The organism is Acinetobacter sp. DSM 11652 (assembly GCF_900109815.1).
Taxonomy (GTDB): Bacteria; Pseudomonadota; Gammaproteobacteria; order Pseudomonadales; family Moraxellaceae; genus Acinetobacter.
The window spans coordinates 16,458-29,924 of record NZ_FOBK01000013.1; the positions used below are offsets into that span (position 1 = coordinate 16,458).

The 13,467-nt window shown below is 39.9% G+C and carries 14 protein-coding genes; 11 read left to right on the plus strand and 3 right to left on the minus strand.

Features of this window, described 5'->3' with window-relative positions; genetic code table 11:
- Nucleotides 1-73: 73 nt before the first annotated feature.
- The 8 genes from BMW42_RS12250 to BMW42_RS12285 all read left to right on the plus strand — a co-directional run bounded on the left by BMW42_RS12250 (nucleotide 74) and on the right by BMW42_RS12285 (nucleotide 8,464).
- On the plus strand, nucleotides 74-727 hold the full coding sequence (locus BMW42_RS12250; protein WP_092768184.1) for an OmpA family protein: 654 nt from the start codon (nucleotides 74-76) through the stop codon (nucleotides 725-727).
- Between the two features lie 139 nt (nucleotides 728-866).
- Complete coding sequence (locus BMW42_RS12255; RefSeq protein ID WP_092768186.1) at nucleotides 867-2,906, plus strand: UvrD-helicase domain-containing protein; 2,040 nt, start codon at nucleotides 867-869, stop codon at nucleotides 2,904-2,906.
- A gap of 24 nt (nucleotides 2,907-2,930) precedes the next feature.
- Nucleotides 2,931-3,383: a dUTP diphosphatase gene (dut, locus tag BMW42_RS12260; protein ID WP_092768188.1), complete on the plus strand. Its 453-nt coding sequence runs from the start codon at nucleotides 2,931-2,933 to the stop codon at nucleotides 3,381-3,383.
- A 195-nt stretch (nucleotides 3,384-3,578) separates the two neighbouring features.
- Complete coding sequence (locus tag BMW42_RS12265) at nucleotides 3,579-5,003, plus strand: phosphomannomutase/phosphoglucomutase (RefSeq protein ID WP_092768190.1); 1,425 nt, start codon at nucleotides 3,579-3,581, stop codon at nucleotides 5,001-5,003.
- 22 nt (nucleotides 5,004-5,025) lie between these two features.
- Nucleotides 5,026-5,931: an acetylglutamate kinase gene (argB, locus tag BMW42_RS12270; RefSeq protein ID WP_092768192.1), complete on the plus strand. Its 906-nt coding sequence runs from the start codon at nucleotides 5,026-5,028 to the stop codon at nucleotides 5,929-5,931.
- A 172-nt stretch (nucleotides 5,932-6,103) separates the two neighbouring features.
- Nucleotides 6,104-6,952 (plus strand): class II glutamine amidotransferase, encoded by an 849-nt coding sequence (locus BMW42_RS12275; RefSeq protein WP_092768194.1) that lies wholly within the window; start codon nucleotides 6,104-6,106, stop codon nucleotides 6,950-6,952.
- Between the two features lie 109 nt (nucleotides 6,953-7,061).
- Complete coding sequence (locus tag BMW42_RS12280; protein WP_213032619.1) at nucleotides 7,062-8,144, plus strand: hypothetical protein; 1,083 nt, start codon at nucleotides 7,062-7,064, stop codon at nucleotides 8,142-8,144.
- Complete coding sequence (locus BMW42_RS12285) at nucleotides 8,141-8,464, plus strand: RnfH family protein (RefSeq protein ID WP_092768198.1); 324 nt, start codon at nucleotides 8,141-8,143, stop codon at nucleotides 8,462-8,464. Before BMW42_RS12280 ends, BMW42_RS12285 begins: the two co-directional genes overlap by 4 nt.
- A gap of 45 nt (nucleotides 8,465-8,509) precedes the next feature.
- On the opposite strand, the gene BMW42_RS12290 is transcribed toward BMW42_RS12285, so the two are convergent.
- Entirely contained in the window at nucleotides 8,510-8,908 is a 399-nt protein-coding gene (locus tag BMW42_RS12290) for an outer membrane protein assembly factor BamE (RefSeq protein ID WP_092768200.1), read from the minus strand.
- A gap of 112 nt (nucleotides 8,909-9,020) precedes the next feature.
- Between BMW42_RS12290 and fur the strand changes: the two genes are divergently transcribed.
- Complete coding sequence (gene fur / locus BMW42_RS12295; RefSeq protein ID WP_035267453.1) at nucleotides 9,021-9,458, plus strand: ferric iron uptake transcriptional regulator; 438 nt, start codon at nucleotides 9,021-9,023, stop codon at nucleotides 9,456-9,458.
- Nucleotides 9,459-9,513: 55 nt separating this feature from the next.
- Here the strand turns inward: fur and BMW42_RS12300 are convergent, their stop codons facing one another.
- Both BMW42_RS12300 and BMW42_RS12305 read right to left on the minus strand, forming a co-directional pair.
- On the minus strand, nucleotides 9,514-10,638 hold the full coding sequence (locus BMW42_RS12300; RefSeq protein WP_092768202.1) for a PilT/PilU family type 4a pilus ATPase: 1,125 nt from the start codon (nucleotides 10,636-10,638) through the stop codon (nucleotides 9,514-9,516).
- A 32-nt stretch (nucleotides 10,639-10,670) separates the two neighbouring features.
- Nucleotides 10,671-11,708 (minus strand): type IV pilus twitching motility protein PilT, encoded by a 1,038-nt coding sequence (locus BMW42_RS12305; protein WP_092768204.1) that lies wholly within the window; start codon nucleotides 11,706-11,708, stop codon nucleotides 10,671-10,673.
- 122 nt (nucleotides 11,709-11,830) lie between these two features.
- Between BMW42_RS12305 and BMW42_RS12310 the strand changes: the two genes are divergently transcribed.
- Both BMW42_RS12310 and BMW42_RS12315 read left to right on the plus strand, forming a co-directional pair.
- Entirely contained in the window at nucleotides 11,831-12,517 is a 687-nt protein-coding gene (locus tag BMW42_RS12310) for a YggS family pyridoxal phosphate-dependent enzyme (protein WP_092768206.1), read from the plus strand.
- A gap of 116 nt (nucleotides 12,518-12,633) precedes the next feature.
- Entirely contained in the window at nucleotides 12,634-13,431 is a 798-nt protein-coding gene (locus BMW42_RS12315; RefSeq protein WP_092768208.1) for a thioesterase family protein, read from the plus strand.
- Nucleotides 13,432-13,467 lie beyond the last annotated feature (36 nt).

Sequence of the window (13,467 nt, forward strand, 5' to 3'; positions counted from 1 at the left end):
AATAGTAATGGTTAAATTGTTTCTAACAAATCATTATTCATCACATACAAAAACATATAAAAGGAGTCATCCCATGCGTGCATTAGCTATTTCAGCTGCAGTGGTTGGGGCAATGGTACTTTCTGGTTGTCAAACAACTGGTAACAATATTGGTGGCGTCGAGTATGACAAAACTGCATTGGGTGCTTTAATTGGTGCAGCAGCTGGTTACGGTGTTTCTAAAGGTAATGCGAACACTAGCCGTCAAAATAACCGTGCAGCAGCGATTGGTGCTGTATTAGGTGGTGCTGCAGGTGTATATCTCGACAATAAAGAGAAAAAATTACGCCAAGCAACTGCTGGTACAGGTATTGATGTAAACCGTAATCCAGATGGCTCTATTAACTTAGTAATGCCAGGTGCTATCACGTTTGATACAAATAAATCAAATATCAAGCCAAACTTCTATGACACTTTAAACCGTGTTGCACAAGTTTTAACTGAAGACAACAAGAGCGGTATCCTTGTAACTGGTTATACTGATAGTTCAGGTAATGATGCGATTAACATCCCATTGTCACAAGCACGTGCTCAATCTGTTGCTAGCTATTTAGCATCTAAGGGTGTTTCTACAGCACGTATTAATGCTCAAGGTTTAGGTTCTTCAAACCCAATTGCTGATAACACAACTGCAGCAGGTAAAGAACAAAACCGTCGTGTAGAGATTGCTGTTTACGCAGTTCAATAATACATGATCTTAAAAAAGCCACCTTCGGGTGGTTTTTTTATGTCTGAAATTTATTCAAATATACCTTCATTAAATTTAACGTTAGTCATATTCGAAGCAGATGACTATAATCGAGCGCTGAAGGAAAAGAGGAAAGAATATGTCATCAGCCAGTCATTTGAACGACAAGCAACTTGAAGCCATGAAATACACTCAAGGACCCTTGTTAGTACTTGCTGGGGCAGGCTCAGGTAAGACCTCTGTAATCACACAGAAAATTGCATATTTAGTCAAAAAATGCGGTATACCAGCACATCGTATTACTGCGATGACTTTTACCAACAAAGCTGCACGAGAGATGAAAGAGCGTGTCGGTAAATTGCTTGGTAAAGAGGATGGAAAGGGTTTATCTGTTTCTACCTTTCACACCTTTGGTTTGAATTTATTAAGACTAGAATTAAAACATACGCCACTTAAAGCAAACTTTTCCATTTTAGATGCTGATGACTGTAAGCGTATTTTAATGGATTTAATGCACCGAGATAATTTGTCTGGTGCAGAAAGTAAAGAGCTGATCGCAAAAGCGATGAAGATGATCTCAGATTGGAAAAACGATCTAATTTTGCCTGAGCAAGCACATACGACTTGTGAAACGGCTGAAGATGTTCAATTTGCGCATCTCTATCAACTTTATGAGCGTAATTTACGTGCCTATAATGCGGTCGATTTTGACGATTTAATCGTAATGCCGACACGCCTTCTTCAAGAAAATGCTGAAGTCCGTGATAAATGGCAAAACCGTGTACGTTATTTATTGGTTGATGAATATCAAGATACCAATACCGCCCAATATATCTTGGTCAAACTGCTTGTTGGTGTCATGGGACAATTTACGGCTGTAGGGGATGATGACCAATCAATTTATGCTTGGCGGGGGGCAAAGCCAGAAAATATGGCCTTATTGAAGGAAGATTTCCCCAATTTAAAAGTCATTAAGCTTGAGCAAAACTATCGTTCAACCAGTCGTATTTTAAAAGCTGCAAACCATGTGATTGAGAATAACCCACATATTTTTGATAAAAAATTGTGGAGTGATAAAGGTCATGGTGAGATGATCCGCATTATTACTTGTCGTAATGATGATGATGAAGCGGAACGCGTTGTTAAAGATTTGCTGACTCATAAATTGATGAATGGTAAAAATTGGAAAGATTACGCCGTGTTATACCGTGGAAACTTCCAAGCACGTGTTTTAGAAACACAACTTCGTCAGATGCAGATTCCTTACAAACTTTCTGGTGGTCAGTCGTTCTTTGGTCGTGCTGAAATCAAGGATATTATGAGCTATCTACGTCTCATTATTAACCCTGAAGATGACAGTGCTTTCTTACGCATTATTAACACACCTAAACGTGCCATAGGACCTGTGACTTTAGAAAAACTAGGTTTATTTGCGCAAGAGAATAATCTTTCTTTACTAGGTGCCGCGAATGATCAGCGCCTAAGTATGGTATTACCGAAGAAGGCGACATCTCAATTGGCTGAGTTTGCTGATTTTATCGAAGGTTTTACGCGTGAACTGTTAGATGATGATGAACCTGTGCCTAAAGTCCGCCAAATGATGGTTGAGGCAGGATATATCGACTACATCAAAGAAACGGCAGCGACGCCAGCACAAGAAAAAACTAAAATTGACAATATTGAAGTGCTTTATAGCAGTATTCAAAGTTTGATCAATCGTGCTGAAGATGTCGATGAAAAAAATATCGAAAGTGTCATTCGTAAGATGGTGTTGCTGGATATGTTGGAGCAACAGCAAGAAGATGAAGATATCGATAAAGTAAACTTACTGACTTTGCATGCTTCTAAAGGCCTGGAATTCCCATTTGTTTATATTATGGGGCTTGAGGAAGAGTTGCTTCCGCACAAGAATTCAATTGTGGCTGATACCATCGAAGAAGAACGTCGACTGATGTACGTTGGTATTACCCGTGCCAAACAAGGGCTGACTTTGACGCTTGCAGAACAGCGTAAAAATGGCGGTCAGATGAAACAAATGACACCAAGTCGCTTCTTGGATGAATTGCCACAAGATGAAGTCGATTGGCTAGGTCGAAAAAAGAAATTGGCTGAAAATATCGATCCAAAATTACAGGCACAGCATTATCTGCAAAATCTGAAAGCTTTACTCAAACGTTAATTACATTTTAAAACAGGATTGAATATGAAAGTTCAAGTGAAAGTACTCGACCAACGACTTGGTCAAGAATGGCCATTACCTACTTATGCAACAACAGGATCGGCAGGTTTAGATTTACGTGCATGTGTAGATGAAGCGATCACTATTGAGCCTGGTCAGACTGTTTTAGTTAAAACAGGTATGGCAATTTATATCGAAGACCCAAGTTATGCGGGTTTGATTTTGCCTCGTTCTGGCTTAGGTCATAAACACGGGATTGTATTAGGAAATCTCGTCGGTCTAATTGATTCAGATTATCATGGTGAATTAATGGTTTCAGTTTGGAACCGCAGTCAAAATGCATTTACATTAGAGCCGGGTGAGCGATTGGCTCAATACGTATTGGTTCCTGTTTTACAAGCTGAATTTGATTTAGTTGACGAATTCAAGGCAAGTGAGCGAGGAGCTGGTGGATTCGGACACACTGGAAAACAATAGTATTTTGGATAAAAGCCTGTAAAATCAGGCTTTTATTTATATGTTGCAAAATATTAACAAAGATTATATAAATTGAAATTGGTACACGTTATATAAAGAATAACGATATTTTTTATTACTCAATATATTCAAAATTTATTTGGATCAACTCTCATCACGCTGTTCTGACTCAGCAGTCAACGGTGTTAATTAAGAATGAATACCCAACCACTTATTTTTCCAAGACAAATTTTCCGCGCTTATGATATTCGCGGAAAAGTCAGTCAATTGGATACAAGAACAATTTATGCGATTGCGCATGGGCTTGCTGCTCAGTATCAATCACGTGGCCAGAAAAGTATTGTGCTAGGTTACGATGCTCGATTGACTGGGCCTACTTTTGCTTGGATTATTGAATCAGTCTTCAAAAACCAAGGGATGAATGTCGAGAACATTGGATGTTGTTCAACCCCACAAATGTATTTTGCTGCTCGACATAAAAATGGCAATGGCATCATGGTGACCGCGAGTCATAACCCTAAACATGATAATGGGATTAAATGGATTATTGAATACGAACCACCTTGTCCAGACATGATTCAAAATGTTGGGGAGTATGCAGAAGGTTTCTATTTTCAACATGATCACTTTCCAACGCCACCTCAACTGACACATCAGATTAAATCAGAGTATTGCTTGGCTTATCAGCATGCTTTGCTCAAGGATATTCAATTAAAGCGTCCACTCAAGGTTGTATTAGATGGTATGCATGGTGCCGCTGGGCGTTGTGCTGATTTAGTACTACAAAAAATGGGATGTGAAGTCATTTCAATACGTTGTCGTGAAAATGGAGAGTTTCCTGATCATCCTCCAGACCCTTCACAAGCGAAGCATTTGACGCAGCTAAAAGAAAAAATTTTGTTGCATCAGGCGGATTTGGGGATTGCTCTTGATGGTGATGGTGATCGTGCCGTCATTTTGGATGAGAATGCTCACATTGTGTCTGCTGATCGCTTGTTAGCATTATTCGCATCATTGTGTTTAACTCAGCATCCGCATCATGAAATTGTTTATGACGTAAAATGTTCAACGATGGTGTCAAAAACCATTGAACAATTACAAGGCATCGCAAAAATGATTCGTACTGGCAGCAGTTTCATGCGCCGTTATATTTCCCAATCCAAAGGTCGAGCTATTTTTGGGGGAGAATATGCGGGTCATTATGTCTTCAATGATGGTCGTGGTTTTGGTTACGATGATGGTATCTATGCAGCATTACGGGTCATGGAGGCATTGAGTCAACTTAATATCACGCTATCTGAATATCTCGCTCAATTCCCAGATCGCTTTGGTACTGAAGATACCTATATTGAAACGCAAGATGCAAATCCGCAAGACGTCCTAGCCTTGATAGAGCAGAATTGTAAAAGTACTGGGGCTAAAATGAGTAAAATCGATGGTATTCGCCTTGATTTTGACTACGGATTTGGCATTATGCGACCATCAAATACTGGTGAATACTTCACGGTACGGTTTGATGCAGATAGCCCATCGAAACTTTATGAAATTCGCCAGCATTTTGTAAAAATTTTAAATGAAAAATATCCTGTGCTTGCTCAAAGTATTTTGAATGCACACTAATGTAGGAATGAAGGAGAGGCGAATGCCACACCAACAAACTGGCATCGACAAAGCTCAAATTTTGACAGAAGCTTTGCCATACATCCAAAGATTTACAGGTAAAACACTTGTAGTGAAATATGGCGGCAATGCAATGACTGATCCTGCATTAGAAAGTTCGTTTGCCCGTGATATCGTGCTATTGAAAACAGTTGGTCTTAATCCGATTGTGGTTCATGGTGGTGGTCCTCAAGTCGATTCATTTTTGAAACAACTTGGGCGTGAATCAGACCGTATTGATGGAATGCGTGTAACTGATCCTGCAACTATGGAAGTTGTAGAAATGGTGTTGGGCGGAAGTGTAAATAAGTCTATTGTGAATTTGATCAATCAACATGGTGGTCGTGCAATTGGATTAACGGGTAAAGACGGTAACTTAATTCGTGCTCAAAAGTTGTTGATGGAAAAAACCCAAGAGGATGGATCTGTTCAACAAATTGATCTTGGGCTAGTGGGTGAAGTGGTCGGTGTAAAAACTGACGTTCTGGAAATGTTCACTCAAAGTGATTTTATTCCAGTGATTGCGCCACTTGGTGTTGATGAGGAAGGTAATACTTACAATATCAATGCAGATTTAGTTGCTGGTAAAGTTGCTGAAGCTTTGGGTGCAGAAAAGTTAATTCTTCTTACGAATATCAGTGGTGTATTGGATGAGAATAAAAACCTACTCACTGGACTAACAACACAAGAAGTCGATCGCTTGATCGATACAGGTGTGATCTACGGCGGTATGATTCCGAAAGTGGGATGTGCGCTTGATGCGGTGAAAGGTGGTGTAGTGAGCGCGCATATTGTGGATGGTCGTGTTCCACATGCGACTTTGTTGGAAATTTTTACGGATCACGGTGTTGGAACATTGATTACCAATCGTTCTAAGTTGGCGCACTAATTCATAATCACATAATAAAAAGTCACTTCGGTGGCTTTTTTTGTTTGATAAGAATAATCGTTTTATGTCCCATATATCCAGCATAAAACATATTCAATTGCCATATTCATATTTGCAACATCTATAAGGCTGATGCACAATAAAACTGATAACTAAAGCAAAATGAAAGATTATGTGCCAACTACTTGGAATGAATTGTGCCACCCCTACGGATATTACGTTTTCTTTTCGTGGTTTTTCTCAGCGCGCTGGAATAACGTCAGATCACTCAGATGGTTTTGGCATCGCTTTCTTTGAGGATAAGGCATGCCGCTTATTTGTTGATAACCAATCTGCAGTCGAGTCTCCAATTGCAGAATTCGTTCGTAATTACCCGATTAAATCCCGTAATGTCATTGCCCATATTCGTAAAGCAACACAGGGAAAAATTACTTTAGAAAATTCTCATCCATTTATTCGTGAATTGTGGGGGAGACAATGGATTTTCGCGCATAATGGCGATCTGCATAATTTTCATCCAAGGTTGTCGGGACAGTTCACACCAGTAGGTAATACAGATAGTGAGCTTGCATTTTGTTATTTATTAGAACATCTCGTACAAAAGTTTGGTTATGTAGAGCCAAGTGTCCAAGATGTATTTCATGCTTTAGAAGAAATTTCGCCAACAATAGCAGAGCATGGGACATTCAATTTTTGTTTATCAAATGGACAGGCTTTGTATAGTTATGCGACCACAAAATTACACTGGATTGTTCGCGAATATCCATTTCAACCTGCACGATTAATTGATATTGATGTTGAAGTCGATTTTAGTCAGGTCACGACACCTGAAGATCGTGTGGCTGTAATTACGACAGAACCATTAACAGATAATGAAGCTTGGTTTGCATATACGCCCGGCGAAATGATTTTATTTCAGGATGGTAAGCCAACACTACGTACCATAACTCACGTTGAGCGATTGGTCAGAGAAGCTCGTGACCCAAGCTTGAAGCGTGTTACTCGCGCGGATCAGTATTAAAAATTTAATGTGAAGTGGCTAAGATCTACACTTATTTTTTTTACACTAGACTTTGATTTTAATGATTGAGCTAGGCAAAATAGCGTAAAACTTTTTAATGGAATACCTCATGCAGGACACCGCTATGTCACGATGGTTATCGCCGCTGATGGCATTTTGTTTGTCATTTATCATTATTGTGGGTCTAGCACCAAGCTTAGGCTTGCAAATTGATCGACAACTCGATTTTTGGTTACTTTGGTTTGCAACGATGTTGTTTTTAGCGTTGCCAATTATTTATTTAGAAATTGGATTGGCGAAACGAGCTCAAACTTCAGCGCTGAACGCATTATCAAAATTGACCCGTGAAGCCGATGCAAACCAACGTTGGAGAGTAGTGGGCTGGCTTGCTGTTATTTTTATTCCATTTTTAGCGGGCGGTATATTACTCAATACTTCTAATGTTGTAGCACAACAAAATGATTTTGGTATTGGTTCAAATATTTTGATGGGTATCGCAGCATTCATTGCATTTGGTTTATCATTTCTTCAACGTTCTGTATTGGTTGTACTTACTGCGATTGCAACGATTGCAAGTTTAATCGCGGCTCAGGTTTTTGGTGTCCAAGTCAATGATTGGCAGCTGACTCCTGTTGAGTTTAAAGAGTGGGGTAATGCAACTATTCTCGCTTTAGTAGCTTCAGGTCTCGGGCTTGGATTATATTGGCAGACAAATCTCAATCAAGAGAAACAAGATGCTGCAACGCCAAAAACTTTACCGATTTGGCTAGCGCAACTGGTGGCTGTGGCTGGATTTGGATATTTTGCAATTAGTGCTGCAATTCCAGCATATATCGTTTTAATCGCGACAATATTTGCAGTAGCTTTACTCCTGCAACTTGGGAAGGAACAACTCGCACATCGTGGATTAGCACAAGCGGTGCAATATTTTTTATTGCTTGCACCACTTTTAATTTGGGTATTCCCTGCAGCCGATCTATTTTTAACTCCGATTTTAATGCTTTGGGGATTAAGCATTTGTTTAATCTATGCAATTTTCGTGGGTTGGATCATGAAAATTAGTCATTTACGTAAAGCGCTGAATTTTAGTAATGAAGCTTTTTATAATATCTGGCGTGTGGCTGTACGTATTGTGACACCTTTAGCAATTGTGGCTGCAATGATTTCTTACTTAGGTCAATTGTTACCATGATCCAAAATGCAAAAGTTTGGGTTGCTTATGCTGCTGTAGACCAGCAGTTTCACATTGAACTTGAATTTGTGGAAGGCATGTCTGTTGCGGATGCTATTACACAAAGTGGTATCGCGTCGTGTACGCAGTTGCCAGACGAGTATGCTGTTGGAATTTTTGGGACGAAAGTACAAGATCAATCGCATGTTCTGCAAGCAGGTGATCGGGTGGAAATCTATCGGGCATTAACGATTAATCCAAAAGATATTCGCCGTAAGCGAGCGGCAGCGAATCCAGTTGGGCGCTATTGTCGTGGCAATCGCTTTAAACAATTGAAATGATATGAAAAACCCCTCTTTGAGGGGTTTTCTTTTATGTCTAATTCTTTATAGTGGTGGCGCGTTCAAAATCGCATCTTTCGAACCTGGTAAACCAGGTTGAGTTTCTGGGATAGTTTCTAAACCTTCGATTTTATTCACGACGCCAGAACCATCGAAATATACTTTTAGATGCTGACCTTGAGTTGCAGGAATATTTGCTTTTTTAGCATATGTACCTGGGGTATAATTGTAGATGTAATCCCAACGTAAAGGATTCAAAGGATCTGAAATGGTTGGGCTACCAAGTAAAAAACGAACTTGTTGGTAAGTCATCCCGACTTGAATTTTTGAAGCTTGCGCTTGGGTTAATGGTGTTCCTTGAGGAATATCAACTTTGTATACACCAAAGACAGAACAACCACCCAGTAAAGAAGCGACGAATAACGTCAGCATGATTTTTTGCATTTTGCTACACTATCCCAAATTAATTATGATGCAATTGATCCAAGGATAGATCATACTGCATCTCAACTCTGTTGCATATTCCAACTTAAAATTTGTTGAGAGACCTTTTTATATGCCTATTTCAAATCAAGATTTACGCAAAGCTGGACTTAAAGTTACCCTTCCACGAATCAAGATTTTGGAATTATTAGAAAATTCAAGACAGCATCATTTGAGCGCGGAAGATATCTATAAGACCTTACTTGAGCAGGGCGAAGATGTCGGTCTAGCAACTGTATATCGTGTGTTAACTCAGTTTGAAGCTGCTGGTATTATCCAACGTCATCATTTCGAGAATAATCACTCTGTATTCGAAATCATGCAAGATGATCACCACGATCATATGGTCTGCCAGAACTGCAACAAAGTTGTTGAATTCCACAATGATTTGATTGAACAAGAACAACATAATGTTGCTGAACAACTTGGTTTTGTTTTAACAGGTCACTCTTTGAATTTATATGGTTATTGCGATGCGCCTGAATGCCAAGAAGCATACCGTAAAAAATAAATCTTGATTAAAGTAAAAAAGGAGCAATGAGTGCTCCTTTTTTATTCACTATTGATTAATCATCTTGACCATCAAAAGTGAGGCGGGGGCCAGAATTCAACAGATAGTTTGGATCTTCTTCAGAGAGTTTGATTTGTAAGCGTAAATCATTGGCAGAGTCAGCATGACGTAATGCTTCGTCATAAGTGATTTTCTCAGCTTTATATAATTCAAATAGCGCTTGATCAAACGTCTGCATTCCAATTTCACGGGAACGCTTCATGACTTCTTTAATTTCATGAACTTCGCCTTTACGCACCAAGTCTGAAATCAGTGGAGAATTGATTAAGATTTCAATTGCAGGATGACGTGATTTTTTATCAGGAGTCGCAATTAACTGTTGTGCAATGATCGCCTTCAAATTAAGTGAGAGGTCCATAAACAGTTGGCTGTGACGATCTGTCTCAAAGAAATGAATAATACGATCTAAGGCTTGGTTGGCATTATTTGCATGTAAAGTCGCAAATACTAAATGACCTGTTTCAGCAAAACTAATCGCATAGTTCATGGTTTCACGAGAGCGGATCTCACCAATAAGAATGACATCAGGTGCTTGACGGAGTGTGTTTTTCAGTGCAATTTCAAAGGAGTCTGTATCAATGCCAACTTCACGTTGAGTAATGATACAGCCTTGATGTTGATGAATAAATTCGATTGGGTCTTCAATGGTAATGATATGACCTTTAGAATTTTGATTACGATGACCGATCATTGCTGCAAGTGAAGTCGATTTACCTGTACCAGTAGCACCTACAAATAAGATGATCCCGCGCTTAGTCATTGCCAGATCTTTAAGGACGGGCGGTAGTTTCAGCTCATCAAGACTTGGAATGACAGTTTCAATCCGACGTAAAACCATACCAGGTTGATCACGTTGCTGAAAAGCACTGACACGAAAACGCGCAGTTTTATCACGATTGGCAATAGCAAAATTACATTCGTGTGTTGCAGCAAATTCGATTCGTTGTCTTTCACTCATAATCGAGTGAATCAATTGACCTATGATTTCACCAGTGAGTTTTGTTTTAACTACAGGCACAATTTCACCATTAATTTTCATTGATGGTTCAATATCCGCACTGATAAATAAATCTGAAGCCTTGCGCGCAATCATCATGTCGAGCAGGTCATTAAAATCCATTTTGATTCCCCTAAATCAAATGACGTCCATTTTTATAAAAATGATTCTGGTTGTTTAGCCGCAGTACGTGCAACTTGCGGGGTAATAATGCCTTTCGCGACAAGATTTTTGAGACTTTGATCGAGAGTGGTCATGCCATAATTTGCACCGGTTTGTATTGCAGAATACATTTGTGCAACTTTGTTCTCACGGATGAGATTTCGAATCGCTGGAATTCCAATCATAATTTCGTGAGCAGCTACCCGACCGCCACCTGTTTTCTTTAAAAGTGTTTGAGAGATGACGGCTTGAAGCGATTCAGAAAGCATGGCACGAACCATGTCTTTCTCATCGGCAGGAAACACGTCGATAATACGGTCAATTGTTTTTGCGGCAGATGTGGTATGCAGTGTTCCAAACACCAAGTGACCAGTTTCTGCAGCAGTGAGTGCAAGTCGAATGGTTTCGAGGTCACGCATTTCACCGACGAGAATAATATCTGGATCTTCACGCAGTGCAGAGCGTAGCGCTTCATTAAAACCGTGTGTATCACGATGCACTTCACGCTGGTTAATCAAACACTTTTTGGATTGGTGCACAAATTCAATTGGATCTTCGACGGTTAAAATATGGTCGTAACGGTTGTCGTTAATGTAATCCATCATCGCCGCAAGCGTAGTCGATTTACCTGAACCCGTTGGTCCTGTGACCAAAACAATTCCTCGTGGATAGGCGCAAATGTCTTTGAAAATTTGCCCCATGCCCAAGTCCTCCATAGAAATCACTTGAGAAGGAATGGTACGGAATACCGCGCCAGCACCACGATTTTGGTTGAATGCGTTGACACGGAAGCGTGCTACACCGGGGACTTCAAATGAGAAATCGGTTTCTAATTTTTCTTCATAATCGCGACGTTGTTTATCATTCATGATGTCGTAGATTAAGCGGTGTACTTCTTTGTGTTCTAAGGCTGGTAAGTTAATACGACGAACTTCACCATCAACACGAATCATCGGTGGCATTCCTGCAGAAAGGTGCAAGTCAGACGCCCCGTTTTTCACTGAAAATGCCAGTAATTCTGTAATATCCATAAATTCCCCGAACGCATTAAAATCGTAATTATTTTGATAGAATAATAAGGCTTTCCTACAGCTTAACCAACAGTTAGCGTGCAAGAAAGTAAAAAAAGATGAATTAACTGAGATAGCTATACATGATGAGTCTAGAGCAAGCGAGAAATAGTGTTATTCGACAAATTGAACAAGCCTGTGAAGTTGCTCAACGACAATCTAACGAGGTTAAACTCCTTGCTGTTTCCAAAACGCATCCAGCGGATATTTTGAGAGAAATGTATCAGACTGGTCAACGAGCATTTGGTGAGAATTACCTGCAAGAAGCATTAGATAAAATCAAAGCGCTGAATGATTTAGACATCGAATGGCATTTTATTGGTCATGTACAACGCAATAAAACCAAACAGTTGGCTGAACAATTTGCATGGGTGCATGGGGTTGACCGCTTTATTATCGCAGAGCGACTCTCTAATCAACGCACAATCGAACAGAAGCCTATCAATATTTGTCTTCAGGTGAATATTGATGCTCAAGAAAGCAAAGATGGTTGTGCAGTTTCAGAGGTCGAAGATCTGGTTGCTCAAATGAGCATATTACCTCGACTTCGATTACGAGGATTAATGGTCATTCCAGCGCCTGGCAATGTAGATGCACTCTATGATGCCAAGACACTTTTTGATCAGATGAAAGAGCATCATGCACATCCTTCTGATTGGGATACCTTAAGTATGGGAATGTCAGGTGATTTACAAGATGCGATTAGTGCTGGATCGACTATGGTTCGAATAGGGACGGCCTTGTTTGGGGCGAGAGATTACTCAAAATGATTGGATTCAGTCTGCACTGAACTTTCGGGTTCAGTCACTGTCATTGTAAATACAACTTTTTATGTATAAAAATAAACCAATATATTTCACATAATCATAAAACAGGGAAGGATTGGATGAGTTCGTATTATCAGCTTTTAGAACGAAAAGTGTGTGATGATGGATCAGTACTGGCTAAGTATAAGTCGACCATACATGCTCAAGGTGCATGGAATGCGCACGAACAGCATATGGCGCCCGCAACAGGGATTATTTGTGCAGAGTTGGATCACTTCTCAGCTCGGTCTGACTTAAGGATTGGACGTATAAGTTTGGATATTTTGGGCCTGATACCCGCTGGGGAGTTTCAAATTGAAACTCGAATTATTCGACCTGGAAAAACCATTGAGTTGATCGAGTCGACCATGTCTGCACATGGTAAAAGCTGCATTCAGGCACGTACTTGGCGAATGATGATGAGTGATACTCAGGCAGTCGCAGGATTAGAAGATCAAAAAGTTGCTGATCCCGATTCGGGAATCTTATGGGAAGAAATTAAAAATTGGCCTGGAGGCTACATTCAATCACTTGAGGCACGCCGTCTAGATCGACGTGCAGGGAAGGGCGTTGTATGGTTAACCAATCCTTATGACATGGTTGAAGGACAAACACATTCAGACTTTGTGAAGTTGATGGGAATGGTCGATACAGCGAATGGAATTGTGACACGACAAGGTTGGCCGTTTAACTATACTTTTCCAAATTTAGATTTACAGATACATCTCTATCGTATGCCAATAGGTAAGTGGCTAGGTCTTGAAACAGTACAACAATATGGTGATGACGGTATCGGGTTAACTTCATCAATTCTTCATGATCTGAACGGACCTTTTGGACGAGCTGAGCAAATTTTAACTTTAAGAAAACTAGCTTAGATTAAAGCCGTCATTTGACGGCTTTAATTTTTTTAT

Excerpts from the sequence above, each read along its gene's own strand:
- fur (WP_035267453.1), top strand. The coding sequence starts at position 9,021 with ATGCCTATTTCAAATCAAGATTTACGCAAAGCTGGACTTAAAGTTACC.
- BMW42_RS12290 (WP_092768200.1), bottom strand. The coding sequence starts at position 8,908 with ATGCAAAAAATCATGCTGACGTTATTCGTCGCTTCTTTACTGGGTGGT.
- BMW42_RS12315 (WP_092768208.1), top strand. The coding sequence starts at position 12,634 with ATGAGTTCGTATTATCAGCTTTTAGAACGAAAAGTGTGTGATGATGGA.
- BMW42_RS12275 (WP_092768194.1), top strand. The coding sequence starts at position 6,104 with ATGTGCCAACTACTTGGAATGAATTGTGCCACCCCTACGGATATTACG.
- BMW42_RS12280 (WP_213032619.1), top strand. The coding sequence starts at position 7,062 with ATGCAGGACACCGCTATGTCACGATGGTTATCGCCGCTGATGGCATTT.
- BMW42_RS12305 (WP_092768204.1), bottom strand. The coding sequence starts at position 11,708 with ATGGATATTACAGAATTACTGGCATTTTCAGTGAAAAACGGGGCGTCT.
- BMW42_RS12310 (WP_092768206.1), top strand. The coding sequence starts at position 11,831 with ATGATGAGTCTAGAGCAAGCGAGAAATAGTGTTATTCGACAAATTGAA.
- dut (WP_092768188.1), top strand. The coding sequence starts at position 2,931 with ATGAAAGTTCAAGTGAAAGTACTCGACCAACGACTTGGTCAAGAATGG.
- BMW42_RS12255 (WP_092768186.1), top strand. The coding sequence starts at position 867 with ATGTCATCAGCCAGTCATTTGAACGACAAGCAACTTGAAGCCATGAAA.
- BMW42_RS12300 (WP_092768202.1), bottom strand. The coding sequence starts at position 10,638 with ATGGATTTTAATGACCTGCTCGACATGATGATTGCGCGCAAGGCTTCA.
- BMW42_RS12250 (WP_092768184.1), top strand. The coding sequence starts at position 74 with ATGCGTGCATTAGCTATTTCAGCTGCAGTGGTTGGGGCAATGGTACTT.
- BMW42_RS12265 (WP_092768190.1), top strand. The coding sequence starts at position 3,579 with ATGAATACCCAACCACTTATTTTTCCAAGACAAATTTTCCGCGCTTAT.
- argB (WP_092768192.1), top strand. The coding sequence starts at position 5,026 with ATGCCACACCAACAAACTGGCATCGACAAAGCTCAAATTTTGACAGAA.
- BMW42_RS12285 (WP_092768198.1), top strand. The coding sequence starts at position 8,141 with ATGATCCAAAATGCAAAAGTTTGGGTTGCTTATGCTGCTGTAGACCAG.